Origin of the sequence: Rhodococcus sp. 06-462-5, from assembly GCF_002258315.1 — a bacterium.
Lineage (GTDB): Bacteria > Actinomycetota > Actinomycetes > Mycobacteriales > Mycobacteriaceae > Rhodococcoides.
The window spans coordinates 63,839-90,824 of sequence record NZ_NOYD01000050.1; the positions used below are offsets into that span (position 1 = coordinate 63,839).

A 26,986-nucleotide genomic window follows, 5' to 3' on the forward strand; every position below is an offset into this window, starting at 1 on the left:
TCGACGGCATTCGTGTCGAAAGCCGATGGTATTCGCAGATGCGCTCTTCGACGTGAAGAACACACCAATTGTTATTCGGGTGTATTTCCGAGATGAGAATCGACGACCGGCCCGATCACGCTGGCAGCATCCGCATTGGTCATCTCGTTGTGGAAAACGTCGACATCGTGGATGACGATATCTCCTGTGACATACGGCCGCCATTCCTGCGGGGATCGAACAATTCCATCGCTCGCACCCTTCGTTGCGGAGAAGAACAAAACATCTCCGTCGAACACGTCCGGGATGAACTCGGCCATTATTCGAGTCGAGTTCTCGAATCCCGCATTGATACGACGGAGGTGATCGGCAGAGATGCCGGTCGTCTGCCCCAACGACTCGTCGAGTAGTTCGACGCCCCGTTCGTAGGTCAGCGGCTCCGCCGACGGCTGAGCCGTCAGGTCGAGCCCCAATCCTGCGAGCAGATTCTCGACGCTCAACGCTCCCTCGGCCGGGTCGCCGTCGTGTCCGTCGACGTAGCTGTCCAGGAGAGCGAGGGTGGCGACGTCGCTGCCGGTGCTGCGCAGTTCCACCGCTATCGCATGAGCGAGCGAGCCACCGAGCGACCACCCGAGAAGGTGGTACGGACCGACCGGCTGGACGGCGCGAATCTCGTCGGCGTAACGGTGTGCGAGATCGCGAATGGATCCGAAGCTCGACCCTTCCACGATGCTCGGCAGCTGCAGGCCGTACACGGGACGGTCGTCGCTCAGGTGCGAGACGAGACCCGCGTATCCCCAGGACAATCCGATTCCCGGGTGGACGCAGAACAACGGGGCCCTGGATCCGCTACCGCGCAGCGGAATCACGACTCCGAACACCGAATCGAGGTCCGCGCCGCCGGCGTCGGCATCCGCTGCGACCCGCGCGGCCAACCCGGCCGGAGTCGGATCGACGAACAGTGCTTGCAGCGGGACCCGAACTCCGATGGCGTTCTCGATGGCAGGCACGATCTTGGTGGCCACCAGCGACGTTCCGCCCAGCTCGAAGAAGTTGTCGTCCATGCCGACCCGTTCGACCCCGAGAACCTGAGCGAACGCATCGGCAATCGCAGCTTCGACATCGGTGGTAGGTGCCCGGTACGGAGTTGTCGACACGGTCAGCTCGGGTACCGGCAGTGCCCGTCGATCGAGCTTGCCCACCGGAGTGAGCGGGATGTCGTCGAGCTCGATGATCGCCGACGGAACCATATGCCGCGGGAGCACCTTGGCCACGCGATCGCGAAGTGCCTCGGTGTCGACGGATTCGCCCTCGGCCGCAAGAACGTAGGACACGAGAACGGTGTCACCGGACGCCGCCGTGTGACCGATCGTGGCGGCGAACCCGACCTGGTCGTGCTCGGTGAGAGCGGAGTCGATCTCGCCGAGTTCGATGCGGAAACCGCGCACCTTGACCTGGAAGTCGCTGCGTCCGACGAACTCGACGGCCCCAGCACTTCCCCAGCGCACGACGTCGCCGGTTCGGTACATCCGATCGCCCGGAGTGCCGAAGGGATCGGCGACGAAGCGCTCGGATGTCAGACCGAAACGACCGAGGTATCCGCGGGCGGTGCCGGGACCGGCGATGTAGAGCTCGCCCGACACTCCGGCCGGAACCGGCCGCAGTCGTGCGTCGAGCACCACGAACCGGAATCCGGTTCCAGGCCTGCCGACGTCCACTGTGCCACCGGGCACCAACGGTCCACCGACACTTGCCTGGATGGTGGTTTCGGTCGGACCGTAGCCGTTGAACATCTTGCGGCCCGGTGCCCACTTCGCCACCAACTCCGGAGTGCAGGCCTCACCTCCGACGGCGAGGACCCGAACACTGCCAAGACGTGTCTCGTCGATCGACGACAGCGCCGCGGGCGTCAGGAACGCATGCGTGACGTGTTCGGATTCGAGCAGGTCGGCCAAGTCGCCGCCGCCGAAGACTCCCGGCGGCACGATCACGACCGTGGCAGCGACGCCGAACGCCATCGTCAGCTCGTAGATCGATGCGTCGAAACTCGGCGACGCGATGTGCGAAACACGCGAATCCCGAGTGGGACGGAACCGCTCGAGCACCTCGGCCTGGAGGTTGGCCAAGCCACGGTGCCGCACTGCAACGCCCTTGGGGCGCCCCGTCGAACCCGAGGTGTAGATCAGGTACGCGGGGTGGTCGATGTGCAGGGTCGCCGTGCGCTCTACATCGGTCACCGCGTCTGCCGGGTAGCGAGACAACTCCGCAGACGTTTCTGGATCGTCCAGAACCAGCCACGGGACGGTGTCGGGCAGCGATTCCCTGCTGTCGATGTCGGTCAGACCCATTGCGGCATGGGAATCTTCGAGCATGTGCGCGATTCGGTCCGCCGGGTAGCTCGGATCGACGGGTAGGAATGCGGCACCGGTCTTGGCCACGGCCCACACCGACAGCACCGACTCGATCGATCGAGGCAGCGCCAACGCGACGAACGTCTCGGGACCGACGCCGTAATCGATCAGCATCCGAGCGATCCGGTTCGACCAGCTGTCGAGATCGGCGTAGGACAGGCTGATGCCTCGGTAGGTGACGGCGACGGCGTACGGGTCGAGCGCGACCGCCGCCGCGAGCAACTCCGGCCATGTCCGGATTGCCGCGTCCGCGTTTCCTCGCGCCGGTACCAACGCGCGCTGCTCGTCGGTGCCCAGAATTTCGATGTCTCCGACCACCGCGTGTCGGTCGCGTCCGATGGCATCGAGCACTCGAATCAGTCTCGCCGCGATGGCCTCGACGCTGGCCGCGTCGAACAGCGATGTGGCGTAGTCGAATGCGGCCTCGAAGCCGGACGGACGCCCCTCCTCGTCGAAGGTCTCGGACAGCAGCAACTGAAGATCCTGCTTGGCTACCGGAACGTCGAAGTCGAAGCCCTCGACGCGTAGCTCCGGAAGCTCGAGCGAGGCCTTCTCGTTGTTCTGGAACGACAGCGCGACCTGTGACAGCGGAGCGTATGCCGTCGAACGAGTGGGATTGAGAACCTCGACGATTCTCTCGAAGGGCATTTCGGTGTGATCGAACGCGTCGAGATCGTGTGCCTTGACCTGGTTCAGTAGATCGTCGAACGTCGCGGACTCGTCCACTCGGCTGCGCAGCACGAGCGTGTTGACGAACATACCCACGAGGTCGTCGAGCGCCGCGTCACCGCGCCCGGCCACCGGGGTGGTGATCGCGATGTCGTCGGTGCCGCTCAGACGAGCCAGAACGACCGCGAACGCGGCGTGCAGAACCATGAACATGCTGACGTTCTGCTCGCGGGTGATGTCGGCGAGCGCCCGATGGATGTCGGCATCGACCGTGAAGCGAACACGGCCACCGCGGAAGTCCTGGGTGGTCGGCCTCGGCCGGTCCGTCGGCAACGGCAACAGATCGGGAAGACCCGCGAGCGCGGTGGACCAGTGCTCGAGCTGAGCCGCTGCCACACTCGACGCGTCCTGCTCGTCTCCGAGCAGCGAACGCTGCCAGATCGTGTAGTCGGCGTACTGGACGGGCAGCGGCTGCCAGTTCGGTGCCGTGCCTGCACTACGCGCCGAGTACGCGAGCACGACATCGCGAGCGAGAGGTGCCATCGACGCGCCGTCGGCGGCGATGTGGTGCACGACCATGGCGAGTACGAAGACGGGATCCTCCGACGCGTCGACGCCGGCGTCGAGCACCTCGAACAGCTCGACGTGCACCGGGATCTCGTTGGTGACGTCGAATCCTCGACCGGCCAACTGAGCCACGCGATCGGTCAGAACAGCGGCATCGATCCGTTCGGATTCGATCGCAGGCGCCACCTCGGCAGCCGGGTGCACGAGCTGCACCGGGAACTCCGGGCCGTCGGGGAAGGTCGTGCGCAGAGACTCGTGGCGCCCCAGAACATCGACGACCGCGTCGGCCAGCGCAGCGGTGTCGAGCCGTCCGGTCAGTTTGACGACCAACGGCACGTTGTACGCCGCCGACGTGGTGTCGAACTGGTTGATGAACCACATCCGCTGCTGAGCGAGCGAGAGCGGAATGTGCTCCGGGCGCGCCGTCGCAACGAGAGCGGGCCGCTGCGTGCGAGTGTCGGCAGAGCCGACTGCGTGTGCCAATCCCGACACCGTCGGGGTCTCGAAGATGGTCCGCACACCGATCGAAGTACCGAATTCGGCGTTGACGCGAGCGATCACTCGAGTTGCGCTGAGCGAGTCGCCACCGAGCTCGAAGAAGCCGTCGTCGGCACCTACTCGATCCACCTCGAGGATCTCGGCGAAGACCGACGCGACCGTCAGCTCGGCAGGCGTGCTCGGCTCGCGGTACGACGTGGCCGTGCCGAACTCCGGTATCGGAAGTGCAGCACGGTCGAGCTTGCCCACCGGAGTGAGCGGGATCGACTCGAGCACGACGATGGCGCTGGGCACCATATGCGACGGCAGCAAGGCGGCGAGATGATCGCGCAGAACCGCCGTGTCGAAGGTATCGACCGTCTCCGCCGGGTTGTCCCCCGTCAGGCGAACGTACGCCACGAGAACAGTGGCACCTGTGGGCCCGGGAGTTCCGAATGTCGCCGCGAAGTCGACCGACGGATGTGTGGACAGCGCGGCGTCGATCTCACCGAGTTCGATGCGGAAGCCGCGGACCTTCACCTGAGAGTCGCTGCGACCGACGTACTCGATGGTCAGATCCGGCGACCAGCGCACCACATCTCCGGTGCGGTACATGCGGTCACCGGGAACGCCGAACGGATCGGCGACGAATCGTTCGGCCGTCAACCCCATGCGATCGTGGTAGCCGCGGGCCAATCCGACGCCTGCGAGATACAGCTCCCCCGCCACCCCGACGGGAACCGGCTGCAGTCGCGAGTCCAGAACCACCTCGTACACACCCCGCACCGGTCCACCGATCGACACCGGCTCGCCGGCAACCATCGGTGCACTGATGTTGGACATGATGGTGGCCTCGGTCGGTCCGTACCCGTTGAACAGGTTGCGGCCCGGAGCCCACTTGGTGACCAACTCGGCGGGGACGGCCTCGCCGCCGACGACGACGTCGGCGAACGTGTCGAGCCCGGCAGGATCGACCGAGGCGAGGGCGGACGGGGTGATGAAGCCGTGCGTGACCGATTCCTCGGCCAACAACGACGCCAGCTCGGCTCCGCCGTACACCGTGGGCGGAACGATCACCATCGTGGCTCCGACGCCGAACGCGAGCAGGTACTCGAGCACGGACGCGTCGAAGCTGGGCGACGAAACATGAAGTGTGCGTGAGTCCTTCGTGACCCGGTAGCGCTCGCGCTGCTCGGTCGCGAAGTTGTCGAGGCCGGAGTGGGTGACCACGACCCCCTTCGGAACACCCGTCGAACCCGACGTGTAGATCGTGTACGCGGCACTCGACAGGGTGACGCGCCCGTGGCGTTCGTCGTCGGCGATCGGCTCGTCGCTCACCGCGTTCGGACCGTCGGTGGCGAGGTCGTCCAGGACGATCCACGGCACGGTCGACGGCAGATCGTCGAGGTGAGTGCGGGTGGTGACACCGAAAGTTGCGCCGGAGTCGGCCAGCATGTGCTCGATGCGATCGGCCGGGTAGTTCGGATCGACCGGTACGAACGCGGCACCGGACTTGGCGACGGCCCAGACGGTCAGCACCGACTCGATGGATCGTGCGATCCCGAGAGCGACGAACGTCTCGGTTCGCACACCGTGACCGAGCAGAATGCGCGCGAGCCGGTTCGACTGTCGATCCAGGTCACGGTAGGTCAACTCGCCGTCGACGCTGCGCACCGCGACGGCATCCGGGTCGACGGCAGCTGCGTCGGAGAAGATCTCCGGCAGCAACCGAGTCGATCGGCCTTCGAGTCCGAATACTGGAGCCAGCGAACCGAATTCGGTCTCGGCGAGCAGGCTGAGCCGAGCCAGCGGCTGCTGCTCGTCGGTCAGCACCGCATCGAGTACGCGCTCGACTCGATCGACGATCGCGTGTACGTCCTCGATCTCGAACAGTTCGGGCAGGTACTTGGCCTTGAGGTTCAAGCGCTCGTCGACCGACGACACCAGGGTGAGCGGGTAGTGCGCGGCGTCGGTTCCGAGGATGTCCGTCACCTGCATACCTGCGAAATCCGTTGCCGCAGAGGCTCCGGCGCGATCGACCGGGTACGACTCGAACACAGTGAGTGTGTCGAATGCGACGCCGGCACCGGCTGCGCGCTGGATGTCGGTCAGACCGAGGTAATGGTGATCCAGCAGGGCCGCCTGTTCGGCCTGCACGCGATCGACCAGAGCGCCCAGAGTCTCGGCCCGATCGAGCGTGACCCGAACGGGCAGCGTGTTGATGAAGAGCCCGATCATGCCTTCGATACCAGGGACCTCGGGCGGCCGACCCGACACTGTGGCACCGAAGACGACGTCCTCGCGTCCGGTCAGAGTGGCGAGCACGATGCCCCACGCGGTCTGAACGAGGGTGTTCAGAGTGGAACCGCGGCGCGCCGCGAAATCGCGCAGTGCCGCTGTGGTCTCGATCGACAACGACCGCTCTGTCTCGCTCGACACGGTGGACAGCTGTCGACCCCGATCACCGGTGACCAGCAGTGTCGGCTCCTCGACACCCGCCATCGCGCTGACCCACTGCGCAGTGGAGATGGCGACGTCGCGTTGCCGCATCCACGCGAGGTAGTCCCGGTACGCGGGCACCCGCGGCAGCATCGAATCGTCGGACTCGGTGACGTAGAGCGTGATCAGTTCCTTGACGACCAGCGGCGTCGACCAGCCGTCGAGCAGGATGTGGTGGTTGGTCAGCAGCAGTCGCCAGTGATCGTCGGCGAGGGTGATCAGCGTGAATCGAAGCAGCGGCGCAGAGTCCATCTCGAACCGCACACTGCGATCGGCTGCGAGGACGGCCTCGAGTGCAGCGTCGACGTCGGCCTCACCGCGCAGATCGACCTCGGACCAGGGAACCGTCACCGAGCTCTGAACGATCTGCAGAGATTCGCCGGTGCTGTTGTGCACGAACGCTGCTCGCAAGTTCGGATGGCGAGAGACGAGTTTGTTCACGGCAGAGTGCATCCGCTCGGCATCGACGACGCCGCGTAGCTCGAGACCGAGCTGCACCATGTAGGCGTCGATGCCTGCACTGTCGCTGCCCACCTCGCCGGCGAGGCGCGCATGGAAGAGCAACCCGGCCTGCAGCGGCGACATCGACCACACGTCGTCGAGGTCGGGGAACTGCTTCTCGAGCACCTCGATGGATCGCTGATCGATGTCCACCAGCTCCAGGTCGGACGGGGTCAAGCCGCCTGCACCCTCGACCGAGGCGTGCTCGGTGATGGCGGTCAGTGCCTGCGTCCACAGTTCGATCAACCGACCGACCTCGTGGGCATCGAGGATGCCTGCCGGGAACGCGAAGGTGGCGTCGAGCTGCGGACCGTCGGGTGTCGAGGTGGTGACGGCGTTGATGTCCAGCGCAGCCGGCACGGGCATGTCCGGATTCTGTGCGTCGCCCAGTTCGGCATCGGCGACCGGAATCCAGCCCACGTCGGCCATGCCTTCGGTGGATCCGGTCGAGAATCGCCCGAGGTAGTTGAAGCTGACCTGCGGCGCGGCGAAGCCCGAAAGCGCCTCGGTTCCAGCGGAATCGAGGTACCGCAACATGCCGTAGCCGATTCCGTGGTCCGGGATCTCGAGCAGCTGTTCCTTGACCGCCTTGATCAGTGCACCGGCGGAGTGTCCACCCGACAATGCGTCGGCGATATCGACCGAACCGAGGTCGAGTCGCACCGGGAAGATCGTGGTGAACCAGCCGACGGTTCTGCCGAGATCGGCTCCGGGAACAACGGCGTCTTCACGGCCGTGGCCTTCGAGCGTGATCAGCGCGCTGCGGACAGCGGCTCCCCGTTCGCGACGCCACGCCGTCAGTGCCAGCGCCAACCCGGCCAGGAGGCCGTCGTTGACGCTGCCGCGGAAGACGTTCGGCACCGTTGTCAGCAGGCGCTCGGTCACCTCGACGGGCAGTGATGTGCGGATGCGCTGCACGGTGGCGTCGACGTCGATGCGCTTGTCCAGTGGTCGCGAACCGATCGTCGGATCGGCACCGCTCAGAATGCGCTGCCACAGCTCGACCTCGTCGGCGCGGCTCGCGGTGACCTCGGTCAACCCGGTGGACCACCGCCGCATCGATGTGCCGATCGGTGCGAGCGCAGGCTCGTCGCCCGCGATGATCTGGCTCCACGCCGTCGCGAGATCCGGGACGAGGATGCGCCACGACACGCCGTCGATCACGAGGTGATGCGCGACGACGAGCAGTCGGCCGGACCCGTTCGGGCCCTGGAACCACACCATCTGCACCATGACCCCGTCGGCGGGAACCAATCGATCTGCTGCAGCGTCGAGTTCTGTTGCGGCGCAGGAAGAGAATGCTGCACCGTCCACGGAGTCGACCGAGACCGCGTGAACGACCGACGCGGCGGACACCGTGCCGATCGGCGATACTTCCTCGTGCCAGATGCCGTCGGCATCCTGGAACAGCCTCGACCGGAGCATGTCGTGACGATCGAGCACGGCCTGGACGGTGCGCTCGAGCGTCTCGCTCTCGATGCCGACCGGAAGCTGAAGGAGGGCAGTCTGGGTGTAGCGACCGAAGTCGGTGCTGCGGTCCAACATCCAGCGAACGACGGGTGTCAGAGGCAGCGAGCCGACTCCCCCACCGTCGAGCTCTTCCAGTACGACTGCGTCGCCCCCGAGAACGACGACCTCGGCCAGCGCCGCGACGGTCTTGCGCTCGAAGATGTCGCGCGGAGCCAGGACCAGACCGGCCGCCTTGGCCCGTGAGACCAGCTGGATGGACATGATGCTGTCGCCGCCGAGTGCGAAGAACGAGTCGTCGACGCCGACGGTGTCGAGGCCGAGCACGTCGGCGAACAATCCGGCGAGGATCGACTCGACTTCGGTTGCCGGCAAACGGCTTTCGGTTACGTTGGCCGAGAAGTCCGGAGCCGGCAGTGCACGGCGATCGAGCTTTCCGTTGGCAGTGAGCGGCAGCTCGTCCAGCACGATCAGCGCAGCCGGAACCATGTAGGACGTCAGCGAGTGCCCGACGAAATCCAGAACGGCGGAGTGGTCGAGGGTTCGACCCGCCTCGGCGACGACATATCCGATCAGGCGATCTCCTGACCCGTCGTCGCGGACCGAGACCACGGAGGCCGCGACACCGTCGTAGGCCAGCAGAGCACTCTCGATCTCGCCGAGCTCGATACGGAAGCCGTGCAACTGCACCTGCATGTCACTGCGGCCCAGGTATTCCAGCGCTCCGTCACGATTCCACCGCGCAGTGTCGCCGGTGCGGTACATCCGGGCACCGGGGTCTCCGGACGGATCGGCGACGAATCGGGTGGCCGACAGCCCGGCCCGGCCGAGATAGCCGCGAGAGAGCTGTGCCCCCGAGACGTACATTTCACCGGTCACGCCCGGCGGAACCGGATTGAGACGGGTGTCGAGAACAGCGACGTGCAGCGCCGGAATTGCCTGGCCGATGACGCTGGCCGAGGCAGAGGCGGCGAACTCTTCGGTCAGGGCCAGGTGGCTCACGTGGACGGTCGTCTCGGTGATGCCGTACATGTTGACCAGGGTCGGAGCAGCTTCGTCGTGTCGGGCGTACCAGCGAGCCAACTGACCGAGGTCGAGTGCCTCGCCGCCGAAGATCACGTAGCGCAGCGAGAGATCGGCGTCCGCGGTTCCGGCGAGGTTTCCGGTGGCAACTCGATCCGCTTCCGCGAACTGGTAGAACGCCGTCGGTGTCTGGTTGAGCACCGTGACCTTCTCGCGTACCAGCAACTCGCGGAACAGCTCCGGCGAGCGTGCGGTGTAGTAGTCGACGACGACGAGCGTTCCGCCGTGCAGCAGCGGTCCCCACAGCTCCCACACCGAGAAGTCGAACGCATACGAGTGGAACATCGTCCAGACGTCGTGATCGTCGAAATCGAAGAGATCAGCGGTGTTCGCGAAGAGCGTCGCCACGTTGCGGTGCGCGATCTGCACGCCCTTGGGGCGACCGGTACTGCCCGAGGTGTAGATGACGTACGCGATCGAATCGGCACTGGTGCCACCCGAACGGTCCGCATCGGTCAGCGGGGCACCCGACATGGCGTCGAGTTCGCCGATGAGCTCGGGCGAATCGATCTCGAGGACGTCGAGATCCGAGGCAGGCACTGCCGCACTGTCGGCAACCGTGGAAATCACACAGATGGGCGAAGCGTCCTCGAGCATGAACGCAAGCCGATCCGCTGGATAGGACACGTCGATGGGAAGGTAGCCGCCGCCGGACTTGATCACCGCGAGCAGAGCGACGATCAGCTCCTCGTTGCGCGGCATCGCGACCGCCACGAGCGATTCCGAGGTCACACCGCGCTGGACGAGAAGCCGTGCGAGTCGGCTCGACCGGTCGTCCAATTCGGCGTAGGTCAGCGAGTGATCGCCGAAGACGACCGCACGCGAGTCGGGGAATCGCGCTGCAGCGGTGGCGAATCGATCGGCCAACGTCGCGTCGGATGCCACGAGACCCGCGTGGTTCCACTCACCCGTCATGGCGTCGAGCTCGCCCGGGAGCAGGAGGTCGATGTCGCCGACGGCGCGCTCGGGATCGGTTGTCACGGCGGAGAGCACAGCGCCGAATCGTGCCGAGAACTCCTCGACCGACGATTCCTCGAACAGGTCTGTCGCGTACGTGATCGCGGCGGTCATCCCGGCCGGCGCACCGGATTCGTCGAACTGTTCGGCGACGGTCAGCTGCAGGTCGAATTTCGCGACGTGCGCGTCGATGTCGACGGCCTCGACCGTGAGCTCCGGCAGTTCGAGTGCGGCCGAGGTGTTGTTCTGGAATTCGACGAGTACCTGGAACAGCGGCGAACGATCGGTCGAACGTGCGGGGTCGAGAACGTCGACAAGTCGCTCGAACGGAACATCGGTGTTCTCGAACGCAGCCAGATCTGCTGTGCGTGTGGCCTGGAGCAGATCGGTGAACGAGAGACCCGGTGCCACCTGAGTGCGCAGAACCAGGGTGCCGACGAACATGCCGATCAGGTCGTCGAGCGCGGCGTCGCCTCGACCGGCGATCGGCGTTCCGACAGCGATGTCCTCGGTGCCGCTGATGCGTGCCATCAGAATCGACCATGCCGCGTGCACGGCCATGAAGACGGTCGCCTCGTTGGCGCGTGCGATCTCGACCAGTCCGGCATGGGTTGCTCGTTCGATCTCGAATCGAACGCTGTTGCCGCGCATGGACTGCCGAGTGGGCCGCGGGTGATCGAGCGGCAACGGCAGCACGTCGGGAAGATCCGCCAGGGCGGTCTTCCAGAAATCCAACTGCTGCGCGGCAAGGGACGCGGGATCGGACTCGTCGCCGAGGACGGTGCGTTGCCAGATCGCGAAGTCCGCGTACTGAACGTCGAGCGGTGCCCACATCGGGGCACCGGTCGCTACGCGAGAACCGTAGGCGACCATGACATCTCGCGCCAAGGGTGCCATGGACGCGCCGTCGGCGGCGATGTGGTGCACGACGATCGAGAGTACGAACTCGTCCGCTGCCAGCCGGTACAGCACCGCGCGGAACGGTAGATCGGTCGAGACGTCGAATCCTGTTGCGGCAGCGGCGGAGATGGCCGACACGATCTCGTCGGCGTCCAGATCGACGACGGCGAGGTCGGTTCTCACCGTCTGCACGTCGAGGATCTTCTGCTCGGGGCGTTCCCCGTGGGTGGGGAACACCGTGCGCAGTGACTCGTGACGTTCGAGGACGTCCTCGACTGCCGCACTCATCGCGGCGATGTCGAGTCGACCCGTGAGCCTCACCGCAAGCGGGATGTTGTAGGCCGCAGAATCGACGTCGAACTGATTGATGAACCACATCCGTTGCTGTGCGAGCGACAACGGAATCGAATCCGGTCGCGGCTTCGCCACGAGTGCGGGACGGCGCAGATTGCCGGCCGGATTGCTGTGCACCCGCACCGCTAGCGACTCGACGGTGGGGGCCTCGAACAATGCGCGCACGCTGATCGTGGTGTCCAGGGCGGAATTGACTCGCGCGGTGAGTCTGGTGGCACTGAGCGAGTCCCCACCCAGGTCGAAGAAGCTCGAATCGATTCCGACGCTGTCGATCCCCAGTACCTCGCCGAAGATGTCGGCAATGACCTGCTCGGTATCGTTGCGCGGTGCGCGCGAGTCGCCCCCGAGATGAAGATCGGGCGCAGGCAGGGCGTTGCGGTCCAGCTTGCCTGCCGGTGTCAACGGAATCGATTCGAGCGCCACGAAGGCCGTCGGGATCATATGTGTCGGTAGCGAATTCGACACATGAGTGCGCAGAGCTGCCGCATCGACCTGTTCACCGGGCCTCGGCAGAACGTAGGCGACCAGAATCGTGTTGCCCGTCGGGCCGTCGACACCCACAGTGGTCGCGAACTCGACCGTCGGATCGTCGGTCAGTACAGCGTCGATCTCGCCCAATTCGATGCGGAAACCACGCACCTTGACCTGGAAGTCGCTGCGCCCGACGTATTCGAGCGTTCCGGACTCGGTCCAACGCACCACGTCGCCGGTGCGGTACATCCTGGCACCGTTCTCCCCGAACGGATTCGCGACGAAACGGTCTGCGGTCAGACCGGATCGGTCGTGGTAGCCACGTGCCAGTGCCGGCCCGGCGAGATAGAGCTCGCCTACAACCCCGACCGGGACGGGATGCAGCCGCGCGTCGAGAACGACCTCGCTGAAACCGATTGTCGGCGCACCGATGTCGATGGCGGAATCGACCTGCAGTCGATCGCTGATGGACGAGAAGATCGTCGCCTCGGTCGGACCGTACGCGTTGAACATTCGACGGCCCGGTGCCCAGCGGGCCACGAGCTCGGGCGGGCACACATCGCCACCGGTGGCGACCACGGCCAACTCGGTCAGGCCGTCCGGATCCACCGATGCCAGTGCGGCGGGCGTGACGAACGCATGCGTGACGCGCTGTGCCGCGAGCAGTTCGGCCAACTCGATGCCGCCGTAGACCGAGGTCGGCGCGATGACCATGGTCCCGGCACCGGAGAACACCATGAGCAGTTCGAGGATCGAGGCATCGAAGCTCGGGGACGCGAATGCGAGAACCCTGGCGTTCGGGGTCACCTCGAAACGAGTCCGCTCCTCCTCGGCCAGATTCGCCAGCCCGCGGTGGGTGACGGTGACGCCCTTGGGCACACCCGTCGAGCCCGAGGTGTAGATCAGGTACGCGACCTGATCGATGTGTATCGGGCGAATACGGTCGCCGTCGAGAATCGGCGCGGTCGAGTGATCGGCGAGTTCGGCGCGCGTGTCGTCGTGGTCGAGCACGGTCCACCGAGCAGAGCCGAGGTCCGCGACCGCGGCCACGTGCTCGGACAGGGTCAGGCCGATCGACGCATTCGAGTCGACGAGCATGTGTTCGACGCGATCGCGCGGGTAGCTCGGATCGATCGGCAGGAATGCCGCCCCGGTCTTGGCGACTGCCCAGATACCGAGTACCGATTCGACGGACCGCGGCAGAGCCAGAGCAACGACGGTTTCCGGGCCGGCACCGCGCGCGATCAATGTTCTTGCAAGAGCCGACGATTGCGCGTCGAGTTCGGCATAGTCGACGGTGCGACCGTCGCTCCACAGAGCGGTGCCGTGCAGGTTCGATGCAGCGGCGTCGGTGAGGATATCGGGAAGCAGTCGAGAATCCGACGATGCCTGTCCCCGAATCGGTGCCAGACGGCGCAGTTCTTCCTCCGACAGCAACGACAGTGCTCCGACACGGCGACCGGTGTCGGTGGCGATGGCGTCGAGAACCCGCACGATCCTGTCGACCGTCGCCGCAACGACGCTGTGCTCGAACAGCTCCGGCAAGTACTTCGCCTCGATGTGCAGCCGGTCGTCGACCATGGCGACCAAGGTCAGCGGATACTGCGCTGTGTCGCTGCCGTCGTGCACGTCGTGCACCTGCATTCCGGCGAGGTCGGTTTCCGCCGACAATCCCGCGCGGTCCATCGGGTACGACTCGAACACCGTCAGGGTGTCGAAGGCGACGGCCGGTCCCACTGCTCGCTGAATGTCGGTGAGGCCCAGGTAGTGGTGATCGAGCAGAGCGGCCTGTTCGGCCTGCACCCGCTCGAGGTACTCACCGAGAGTCTCCGACGGATCGAGCACGATCCGCACCGGCAGAGTGTTGATGAACAGACCGATCATCGACTCGATGTCGGAGACCTCCGGCGGGCGTCCGGACACGGTGGCGCCGAACACGACGTCGGAGCGTCCGGTCAGGGTGCCGAGTACCAGGGCCCACGACGCCTGCACCATGGAGTTCATCGTCACGCCACGCGCACGAGCGACGCTGCGCAGGCGGTCCGTCTGCTCCACATCGAGCGAGACCAGCGAGCGGCCGGCCAACGTCGATTCCTGGCGTCGGCTCTCCACCGGCGTCAACAGGGTCGGCTCGGACAAGCCTGCGAGCGCGTTGGTCCACGCATCCAGTGCCGACGAGCGATCGCGCTTGGCCAGCCACGACAGGTAGTCGCGGTAGGCGGGAACCCGCGGGAGCACAGTTTCGTCGCCGTCGACCACGTAGAGCGTCAGCAGGTCCTTGAGCAGCAGAGGCGTGGACCAACCGTCGAGCAGGATGTGATGGTTGGTCATCACCAGACGCCACTCGCCCGGTGCCACCGTGATCAGCATGAAGCGCAACAGAGGTGCCTGCGCCATGTTGAACCGGGTGGCCCGGTCGTCGTGTTCGATGCGATCGAGCTCGACAGCTCGAGCGTCGGCGTCCAGTCCGGTCAGGTCGATCGTCGACCAGGGAGCGTCCACATCGTGGTGGACGATCTGGATGGACTCGCCGTCGTTGTTGTGCACGAAAGCAGTCCGCAGGTTCGCGTGTCTACGCAGGAGCGCCCGAGCAGCACGCCGGAACCGCGCCTCGTCGACGCTTCCGCGCAGCTCCAACACGAGTTGGACGATGTAGGCATCGACGGACTGATCCGACAGCTCGGCGTGGAACAGCAATCCGGCCTGCAGGGGCGTCATGGACCAGATGTCGTCCAGCGTGGGATAGACCCGCTCGAGGTCGTCGATGGAACTCTGATCGAGGCGCACCAGATCGAGGTCTGACGGCGTGAAGCCACCGGCCCCCGGTCGCTGGGCGAGCTGTGTCAGTGCGGTGAGGGCCTGACGCCACAGCTCCGCCAGTTCGGTGACCTCGTCGGCGTCGAGCACTCCGGTGGGGAAAGCGAACGTTGCCTCGAGCCGCGGGCCGGTCGGCGTCGCGGTGGTGACGGCATTGATGTCGAGCACGGCTGCGACCGGAAGATCCTGGTCCTGCGAATCGCCGACACCGGAGTCGTCGACCGGCAGCCAGCCGTGTCCGCGAAGCTCGTCCGGAACATCGGTGCTGTAGCGCCCGAGGTAGTTGAAACTGACCTGGGGAGCCGGGAAGTCGCGCAGAGCTGCGGCACCGTCATCGTCCAGGTAACGGAGCATGCCGTAACCGATGCCGTGATCGGGGACGGCCAGCAACTGCTCCTTGACCGACTTGATCAATCGCGCTGCGTCGGGACCGCCTGCGAGTGCGTCGTCCAGGTCCAGATCGGCGAGGGTCAGCCTGAGCGGGTAGATCGTGGTGAACCAACCGATGGTCCTGCCGAGATCGGCACCGGGTACCACGTGGTCCTCGCGGCCGTGACCCTCCAGCGAGATCAGCGCGTCGTCCACGGTCACTCCCCGACCACGTCGCCATACTGCCGTGGCGAGCGCGAGGGCGGCGAGCAGGCCGTCGTTGACGCTGCCGTGGAATGCGTCGGGCAGTGCGGTCAGTAGGCCCTCGGTGACGTCGGTGGAGAGCGTCATCTCGACCTTGTCCACCGTGCGGTACACGTCGATCTCGCGATCGAGTGCGCGTGATCCGATGAGTGGATCCGGTTGTGCGAGAACGTCGCGCCAGATCGCCAGTTCGTCGCCGCGGGTGGCGGTGACTTCACGCAACCCGTGCGACCAACGACGCACGGAGGTGCCGACCGGAGCCAGCTCGGGAGTGTTTCCGCCGATGATCTGGGCCCAGGCGGACGCGAGGTCCGGAACCAGGATTCGCCAGGACACACCGTCGATGACCAGGTGGTGCGCGACGACGAGCAGACGACTCCCCTCGGAGCCGGCGTCGAACCACACCATCTGGATCATCACACCGGAATCCGGTGCCAACCGGCCGACTGCTGCTTCTGCCTCGGCCGTGGCCTGCTTCGAGAACCCTTCTCCCCGAACGGTCGTCGATGCCACGCGGTGCACGACCGAGTTCGCCGCGATCGATCCGGCGGGAAGGACCTCCATCGTGGGGTGCTCACCCCGGTGCAGTACGCCGCGGAGCATGTCGTGGTGATCGAGGACCGTTTCGACGGTGGCCTCGAGCACATCGAGCTCGATATCGACCGGAAGGGTGAGAACCGCCGTCTGCGTGTGCTTGTCGAGGACTGCCGTCCGATCGAGCATCCAGGCCACGATCGGAGTCAGCGGTACGTCACCGACACCGCCACCGGGCAACTCCTCGAGCACGAGAGGTGCACTGCCGTCTCCGGACGCGACCACCTCGGCGAGCGCTGCAACGGTCTTGTGCTCGAACACATCTCGCGGCGACAGAGAGAGTCCGGCCGCCTTGGCGCGCGAGACCAGCTGGATCGACATGATGCTGTCGCCGCCGAGAGCGAAGAACGAATCGTCGACGCCGACGCGGTCCAGTCGAAGAACCTCGGCGAACAATCCCGCCAACGTCTTCTCGACCGCGTTGTCCGCATCGCGACCGGCCGTGACCTGAGCGGACCAATCCGGTTCTGGGAGTGCGTTTCGGTCGAGTTTGCCTGCCGGAGTCAGAGGAATCGACTCCAACATCACGAACGCCGACGGCACCATATGCGCAGGCAACACCGAACCGGCATGCTCACGCAACACATCCGCCCCGACCTCGGCACCGGCCACCGGCAACACATACGACACCAACACCGTTGCCCCGGCGGCAGACTCGCGTCCGATGGTGACCACGAAATCGACACCCGGCACCGCCGCCAACACCGAATCGATCTCACCCAACTCGATCCGGAAACCACGCACCTTCACCTGAAAATCGCTACGCCCCACATACTCCAACGCACCCGACGCATTCCACCGCACCACATCACCGGTGCGATACATCCGCGAACCCGCACCACCGAACGGATTGGCCACGAACCGCTCCGCCGTCAAACCCAACCGCGCGTGATACCCACGAGCCAACGCCGGACCCGCCAGATACAACTCACCCACCACACCCACCGGCACCGGATTCAACCGCGAATCCAACACCACCTCCGCGAAACCGATCGTCGGCGAACCGATATCGACCGACTCCCCCACCACCAACGCCGACGAAATCGACGAGAAAATCGTCGCCTCCGTCGGACCGTACGCATTGAACATCCGCCGACCCGGCGCCCACCGCGCCACCAACTCCGGCGCACACACATCACCACCGGTCACCACCACCTCGACCGAATCCAACCCCACCGGATCCACCGACGCCAACGCCGCAGGCGTGACGAACGCATGAGAGACCCGCTCGGCGGCCAACAACGACGCCAACTCCACCCCACCGAACACCAACGGCGGCGCAATCACCATCGTCGCCCCACCCGAGAACGCCAACACGAACTCGAGAATCGAGGCATCGAAACTCGGCGACGCAAACGCCAACACCCGCGACGACGGCCCCACACCGAACCGAACCCGCTCCTCGGCAGCCAAGTTCCCCACACCACGATGAGTGACCACCACACCCTTGGGCACACCCGTCGAACCCGACGTGTAAATCAGATACGCCGCATCATCGAGCCGCAACACACCCGAACGCTCGGCATCCAACACCGGAGCAGACGACCGAAACGCCAGATCCGCCACCACATCGGCATCATCGAGCACCACCCACGAAACCCCACCCACACCCGACAACACACCCACATCGGCACCCAACGTCACACCCACCACAGCACCCGAATCGACCAACATGTGCTCGATCCGATCCACCGGATAATTCGGATCCACCGGCAAGAACGCACCACCGGCCTTCGCCACCGCCCACACCGCCACCACAGACTCCACCGACCGCGACAACGCCAACGCCACGAACGACCCCGGACCCACCCCACACGACATCAACATCCGCGCCAACCGCGACGACGCCGCATCCAACTCACCATACGAAACAGACCGCGACCCCGACACCACCGCAACACCACCGACACCAGCAACACCCACAGCACCAGCCAACAACTCCGGCAACACCACACCCACCACAGACCGCGGACCACGAACCGGAGCCAGCGAGTCGTACTCGTTGGCAGACAGAATCTCGATGTCACCGACTCGGATGGACGGCATGGCCGTCACGGCGTCGAGGATTCGTACCAGGCGATCGGCGAGAACTCGGACGGTGTCGGCATCGAACAGTTCTGTGGCGTAACGGAATCCGGCTTCTATTCCGGCAGGTGAGCCGGACCTGTCGAATTCCTCCGAGATGGTCAACTGCAGGTCGAAGTTGGAAATGTCGTTGGGTAGCTCGATGCTCTCGATCGACAGACCGGGCAAGGTCACCGTCGGTCGGTCGGTCTGCTGGAACTCGAGCATCACCTGGAACAACGGTGCATGGGCAGTCGACCTAGCGGGATCGACCGCGTCGACCACCCGCTCGAACGGAACATCCGAATGCGTGAACGCGGTCAGGTCGACGGAGCGAACGTCCGAGAGCAGGTCCTCGAACCGCATCGAACCGGGAACCTGGGTGCGCAGAACGAGGGTGTTGACGAACATGCCGACGAGTTCGTCGAGTGCAGCGTCGCCTCGGCCCGAGATCGGCGTTCCGACCGAGATGTCCTCGGTACCCGAGAGTCGGGCCAGAAGGACGGCCAGAGCCGCGTGCACGATCATGAACGAGCTCGAATTGTGCTCGGCGGCAACAGTAGCGAGGCGAGCATGAACTGCGGCGTCGATCTCGAACGTGACGCTGTCGCCACGCAGGGATGCCACCGCGGGACGTGGGCGATCGGTCGGCAACGTCAGCACCTCGGGGCTGCCGGACAGTGTGTCGACCCAGTAGGTGAGCTGCTTGGCCATCAACGAGTCGGGATCGGACTCCGCGCCGAGGTACCGGCGCTGCCACAGCGCGTAGTCGGCGTACTGCACCGGCAACGGTTCCTGGCTCGGTGCGTGCCCTGCGGCGCGGGCACTGTAGGACACCATCAAGTCGCGGGCCAGAGGGGCGCTCGAGAACCCGTCGGAGGAGATGTGGTGCACCACCATCACGAGCACGTGCTCGTTCTCGCGCACCCGAACCAGTCGGACTCGAAGCGGAACATCGGCCACCACGTCGAAGCCCGAGCCTGCGACGTCGGCGATCAGATCGAGGACGTGACGCTCGTCGTTCGCGAGAATCGGAGTCAGATCCGGCAGTGCCGATGCAACGTCGAGGATCGACTGCACCGGAGCGTCGTCGGTCAGCGGGAACATCGTGCGCAGCGACTCGTGCCGGCTCAACACGTCACCGATGGCCGAGTGCATCGCGTCGACATCGAGCACGCCGCTCAGCCGCATGGCGAACGCGACGTTGTAGGCAGCCGACTCGGTGTCGTACTGATTGATGAACCACATGCGTTGCTGCGCCAGCGACAGCGGCACCACATCCGGTCGCTCCTGCGGGACCAGTCGAGGAGCGGCTGCAGTGTCGTGCTCGCCGAGTTCGATTCCCGCCGACAGAGCTCGCACGGTGGGGGCGTCGAACAGATCCCTGATCCCGATGTCGGTTCCGAGTGCCGCATTGATTCGCGCGACCAACCGCATCGCGATCAGCGAGTTTCCGCCGATCTCGAAGAAGCTCGATGTGACGCTGACCTGAGCGATACCGAGCAGATCACCGAAGACACCGGCGACGATCTCTTCGACCGGGTTCTCGGGCCCGAAGAACTCCGACGCAGCGACGGTGAACTCGGGCGCAGGCAATGCCTTGCGGTCGAGCTTGCCGCTGGCGTTGACCGGGAGCGAGTCGAGTACCACCACGTGTGAGGGCACCATGTACCCCGGGAGGCGGCGCGCGGCCTCGGCCGTCAGATGTGCGGGGTCGACGGCGCGGCCGGGCACACCGACCACGTAGGCCACGAGGGTCTCACCGGTGTTCGGGTCCTTGTGCACCAGTGCGATCGCCTGTGCGACGGACTCGGACCGAAGGAGAACCGCCTCGATCTCGGGCAGTTCGATGCGCAGGCCGCGCAGCTTGACCTGGAAGTCCGTGCGGCCGATGTACTCGAGCTCGCCGTCGGCGCGCCAGCGCACCAGATCGCCTGTGCGATAAAGCCTCTCGCCCGGCTCACCGAACGGATCCGCGACGAAGCGATCCGAGGTGAGGTCGCCACGACCTACGTACCCGCGAGCGAGTTGGACCCCGGCGAGATACAGCTCGCCGGGTGCACCGATCGGAGCCGGTCGCAACGAGGCGTCGAGCACGTACAGACGCGTGTTCCACACCGGTGCGCCGATGGGGATCGAGACGGCCTCGCGCCCGGTCACGTGGTAGTAGCTGACGTCGACGGCCGCTTCGGTCGGACCGTAGAGGTTGTGCAGTTCAGCCAGTGAGAACTGCGCGAACTGCGCCGCGGTGGCAGGCGGAAGCGCCTCGCCGCTGCAGAAGACCAGTCGAAGGGAGACACATTCCGCAGCCCGTGCTCCTGCTGCGAACACCGCGAGCATCGACGGTACGAAGTGCGCCGTGGTGATGTGCTCGTCCGCGATGATGCGGGACAGGTACACGGGATCGCGGTGTCCGTCGGGTTCGGCCACGACGAGCTTGGCACCGACCTGCAGGGGCCAGAAGAACTCCCACACCGAGACATCGAACGTGGCCGGAGTCTTCTGCAGAACGGTGTCCGCAGGCTCGAGGTGGTACTCGTGCTGCATCCACAGCAACCGGTTGACGATGGCCGAGTGCGTGACTGCGACACCCTTGGGCCGACCGGTCGAACCGGAGGTGTAGATCACGTATGCGGTGTTCGAGCCGTGCAGTCGTCCGAGTCGGTCCGAATCGGTGATCGAGGAGTGGTCGCGATCGGACACGTCGAGAAGATCGACGGCGAGCACCGGAGTTGCGACCGGGATGTTGATCCAGTCGCGGCTCGTGGTGAGGATGCACACGGGCTGGGCGCTGGAGAGGACGTAGGACGAGCGCTCGACGGGATGATCCGGGTCGATCGGCACGTAGGCACCACCGGCCTTGACGATCGCGTACATACCGACGAGAAGGTCGATCGACCGTCGGATCGCCAGGCCGACATGGGATTCGGGTGTCACACCGAGCGAGATGAGGTGCCGCGCGAGCTGATTCGCACGTTCGTCCAGTTCGAGATAGGTGATGTGCTCGTCCTCGAACACGAGCGCGGTCGAGTACGGACTGCGCTGCACCTGTCGATCGAAGAGGCTGCTGAGCGTCATCTCGACGCCGCCGACCGGAATCTGTTGGTGGACCGGAGGTTCGATCAGACGTGCGGTGTCGTTCCACTCGAACAGGACGAGTTCGCGCTCCGCGGCGGACAGGATGTCGATGTCGCCGGTGCGTACATCGGTCGACGTTCCGATGGTCGACACGATCCGCAGGAAGCGATCGACGAACCGGTCGATGGTTTCGGGATCGAACAGATCTGTGGCGTAGGTGAACGAAGCCGACAGTGCACCGGACGGGTCGACGGGCTCCTGATCCACGCGCAGCTGTAGATCGAATTTGGCTGTGTCGGTGCTGATCTCCTCGAATCGAACGGTGAGATCGGGCAGCTCCAACGTGACGGCTGCATTGTTCTGGAACTCGAGGAGAACCTGGAACAGCGGCGAGTGGTCGGTCGACCGCACCGGATCGAGTACATCGACCAGGCGCTCGAACGGGATGTCGGTGTTGTCGAAGGCGGCGAGGTCGGATCTGCGCGTATCGGCGAGCAGTTCGGTGAAGCTCGCTCGAGGCTCGACCTGTGTTCGCAGGACGAGTGTCCCGACGAACATGCCCACGAGGTCGTCGAGGGCCGCGTCTCCTCGACCGGCGATCGGCGTACCGATAGCGATGTCCTCGGTGCCGCTCAGACGCGCGAGCAGTAATGCCAGCGCTGAATGAACGACCATGAACAGCGTCGAGTCCTGTTCGGCGGCAACCGAACTCAACCGAGCGGCGACATCGGCGGGGATCGTGAACGGGGTGACACTGCCGCGCATCGACTGCCGGGTGGGACGCGGGCGGTCGAGCGGCATCGGCAAGACGTCCGGCAGGTCTGCCAAGGCAGACTGCCAGAATTCGATCTGCCGCGCCGCCACCGAGGTGGAGTCGCTCTCGTCGCCGAGAACAGCGTGCTGCCACAGCGCGAAGTCCGCGTACTGGACGGCGAGTGGCTCCCACGTCGGAGCCGAACCGGCGGATCGGGCGCCGTAGGCGACCATCACGTCTCGGGCCAGCGGTGCCATCGACGCACCGTCCGCGGCAATGTGGTGGACGACGATGGAGAGCACGTAGCTCTCCGAGCCGGTCCGGTACAGCACCGCGCGGAAGGGAAGATCGACCGTGACGTCGAATCCTGTTGTCGCAGCATCACGGACGAGCGCATCGACCGAACCGGCGTCGACGTCTACCACGCCGAAGGGCAGCTTCGATCCGGTGACGTCCTCGACCGGTGCAATGACCTGGTTCGGAAGATCACCCACGGTCGGGAACACCGTGCGGAGCGACTCGTGCCGGGACAGAACGTCGCCGACGGCAGCAGCCATCGCACCGACGTCCAGGCGACCGGTCAGGTGCACGGTGAGCGGGATGTTGTACGCGGGCGAGGACACATCGAACTGGTTGATGAACCACATCCGCTGCTGCGCGAGAGACAGCGGGATCGAATCGGGCCGATCGACGGGGACGAGTGCCGGACGGCGATGCAACGACGCGCCCTTGGCTTCGGCGCGTTCGGCCAGAGTCCGGACCGTCGACGCCTCGAACAGATCCAGCACCTTCAGATCGGTGCCGAGAGCCGAATTGACCCGCGCGACCAAACGCGTTGCCACGAGGGAGTTTCCGCCGAGATCGAAGAAGCTGTCGGTGACGCCGACACGATCGATCTCCAACACGTCACAGAACACGGTCGCCACTGCGGCCTCGTATTCCGTTTCCGCGGCTGCGAATGCACCCTGCGAACCGAGTTCGGGTTCTGGGAGTGCGTTTCGGTCGAGTTTGCCTGCCGGAGTCAGAGGAATGGACTCCAACATCACGAACGCCGACGGCACCATATGCGCAGGCAACACAGAACCGGCATGCTCACGCAACACATCCGCCCCGACCTCGGCACCGGCCACCGGCAACACATACGACACCAACACCGTTGCCCCGGCAGCAGACTCGCGTCCGATGGTGACCACGAAATCGACACCCGGCACCGCCGCCAACACCGAATCGATCTCACCCAACTCGATCCGGAAACCACGCACCTTCACCTGAAAATCGCTACGCCCCACATACTCCAACGCACCCGACGCATTCCACCGCACCACATCACCGGTGCGATACATCCGCGAACCCGCACCACCGAACGGATTGGCCACGAACCGCTCCGCCGTCAAACCCAACCGCGCGTGATACCCACGAGCCAACGCCGGACCCGCCAGATACAACTCACCCACCACACCCACCGGCACCGGATTCAACCGCGAATCCAACACCACCTCCGCGAAACCGATCGTCGGCGAACCGATATCGACCGACTCCCCCACCACCAACGCCGACGAAATCGACGAGAAAATCGTCGCCTCCGTCGGACCGTACGCATTGAACATCCGCCGACCCGGCGCCCACCGCGCCACCAACTCCGGCGCACACACATCACCACCGGTCACCACCACCTCGACCGAATCCAACCCCACCGGATCCACCGACGCCAACGCCGCAGGCGTGACGAACGCATGAGAGACCCGCTCGGCGGCCAACAACGACGCCAACTCCACCCCACCGAACACCAACGGCGGCGCAATCACCATCGTCGCCCCACCCGAGAACGCCAACACGAACTCGAGAATCGAGGCATCGAAACTCGGCGACGCAAACGCCAACACCCGCGACGACGGCCCCACACCGAACCGAACCCGCTCCTCGGCAGCCAAGTTCCCCACACCACGATGAGTGACCACCACACCCTTGGGCACACCCGTCGAACCCGACGTGTAAATCAGATACGCCGCATCATCGAGCCGCAACACACCCGAACGCTCGGCATCCAACACCGGAGCAGACGACCGAAACGCCAGATCCGCCACCACATCGGCATCATCGAGCACCACCCACGAAACCCCACCCACACCCGACAACACACCCACATCGGCACCCAACGTCACACCCACCACAGCACCCGAATCGACCAACATGTGCTCGATCCGATCCACCGGATAATTCGGATCCACCGGCAAGAACGCACCACCGGCCTTCGCCACCGCCCACACCGCCACCACAGACTCCACCGACCGCGACAACGCCAACGCCACGAACGACCCCGGACCCACCCCACACGACATCAACATCCGCGCCAACCGCGACGACGCCGCATCCAACTCACCATACGAAACAGACCGCGACCCCGACACCACCGCAACACCACCGACACCAGCAACACCCACAGCACCAGCCAACAACTCCGGCAACACCACACCCACCACAGACCGCGGACCACGAACCGGAGCCAGGCGAGCGCGCTCGGCGGTGGACAGCAGGTCCACATCGCCGATCAGCAGATCCGGTTCGCTGGTGAGAGTGTCGAGCATGCGTACGAGGCGACGGGCGAGCTGAGCCATGCTCGCGGCATCGAACAGTTCTGTGGCGTAGTCGAAAACGACCGAGAGAGTGTCGGACTCGTCGACGGTGACGACCAGATCCATGCCGATCCCGGCACGCGGCAGTGCGGACGGACCGAACCGGAGCGCTACCTGAGCAAGCGGGCTGTGCGATTCCGAGCTCGGCAGACCGAGGGCCGCGACGATGTCTTCGAACGACGTGTCACCGTGCGCCATCGCAGCATCGAAGTCGGCTCCGGATGCATCGACGAACTCGGCGAACGAGTGCCGAACGTCGGGTCGGGTCCGGAGCACCACGGTGTTGCCGTCACCCGCCGGCACGGCGATCGACACGTCGTCGGTGTTCGCGAGTCGCGAAAGCAACGCGGCGAGAGCGGATTCGAAGACCACGAACGGAGTCGTGGAACGTTCGGCCGCCAATCGAGCCACCCCGGACCACGATTGGGATCCGATGGTCACTTCATGGGATGCGCGAACGTGACCGATGCGCGAGGGGCGCGATCGGTCGGTCGGAAGGTCGAGGAGATCGGGGGCATCGGCGAGCCGATCGGTCCAGTAGGCGAGCTGGGCTGCGGCGCGACGCCGGCGTTGGCCTTCGCGCGCGCTGTCCGGATGTACGTCGACAACGGCGACATCGGGTCCGGCCGCGATGAAGGATTCCACCATGTCGACGAAGCTCGAGTGGTGTGCGGTGAGATCGTCGTCGTCGTACCGGTTGGGGTTGGCCCTGAAATCGACGTACGTCCTGGCCGGAGAACCGCTCTGATACACGTTGACCAGGAGGTCTTCGACGGGGCCCGAAGTCACGATGTTGAACTCGCCGACGATCGAACCGAGGTTGATCTGCTGATGGAACAGCATCATGTTGACCATCGGGCCGGAAAGCTGCTTGTCGCTACCCGAAGCAGCCAGCTCGCGCCGAATGTCCTCGATGCTGAAGCGCTGGTGGCGCAGGGCTCCCATCAATTCGAGCTGCACCTGCTGCACCAGCTCGCCTACGGTCGCGTCCTGGGGCACGTGGATCGGAATGGGTGCGACGTTGACGAGCATTCCACCGGATCGGCGAAGCAGTGCGGTGGTGCGCGCGGACACCGGGATGTTGACCGAGACATCCTCGCGCCCGGTCATGCGCGAGAGGTAGCAGCCGAAGGCGGCGATGAACACCGCTGCTGCGGTTCCCCCCTTGGTCGCGTCGGACGCCTCGAGCTCGGTGACGACATCCTCGGGCAGAGCCACGCTGCGGAGTTTGCTGGCGGCGATCGTACGACCGGCAGTGTTGGACAGGGAAGCTCCGTCGTGGATGTCCGCGGCACGAGCCGTCCAGTACTCCTTGTCGGACTCGAAGCGGGACGACGTCCGGTATTCCTGATCGAGCTCGTAGAGTCGGCGGAGCTCGGCCGCCTTGTTGGGGGCAGGCTCGACGTGTTCGACGGCCGCTGTGTACAGGGCTGCGGTTCGATTGACGAGAGTCATGGCACCGTAGCCGTCGAGTGCGACGTGGTGGATCTTGCTGTACCAGAGGTTGCGCTCGTCCTCGACCTGAATGATCCAACTCTCGACGAGCGGATCGTTCTCCATGTCGACCGGTTGAACGTAGTTCTCGTCGATCCACTGCAGGGCCGACGTCATTGCGTCGTCTTCACCGCGCAGATCCAGATAGTGCACCGACTGGTCGATCGAGTGGTCGACGATCTGAACGGCTTCGCCGTTGACCTCTGCCAGCCTGAGGTAGGCAGACTGGAACTCGTGTCCGGCCTGCGCCGACGCTTCCTGCAGCACGGCTATGTCGAGGCTGCCTCGCAGATCCACGTACTGGGCGATGCAGACCGGAACATCAGGAGCGAGTTGTTGAGCGAACCACATGCCTCGCTGAGCGGACGACAGCGGAAAGCCGTTCTCGAAGCCTGGACCGGTCGGGGGTGTCTGAGATCCACCGGTAGTTGCTGCGCGCATTCACTTGCCCTTCGGCGGCACGGTCACGGCGACGAAGGCCGACGTCGAGTCGTTCGACTCGGAGCCCTCGGTTCGATTCGGAGTGTCGAGCCGCGGCGGCCTGTGCGCGCGATTGAGCAATTCTGGCTTCCGTTCTGGTCTGC

At 65.2% G+C, this 26,986-nt stretch carries 1 protein-coding gene; it reads right to left on the minus strand.

Translation table 11 applies throughout. The annotated features are described in order from the left end of the window. Window positions 1-71: 71 nt before the first annotated feature. On the minus strand, window positions 72-26,843 hold the full coding sequence (locus CH251_RS22095; RefSeq protein ID WP_094615092.1) for a non-ribosomal peptide synthetase: 26,772 nt from the start codon (window positions 26,841-26,843) through the stop codon (window positions 72-74). Window positions 26,844-26,986: the final 143 nt, after the last annotated feature.

Excerpts from the sequence above, each read along its gene's own strand:
- CH251_RS22095 (WP_094615092.1), bottom strand. The coding sequence starts at position 26,843 with ATGCGCGCAGCAACTACCGGTGGATCTCAGACACCCCCGACCGGTCCA.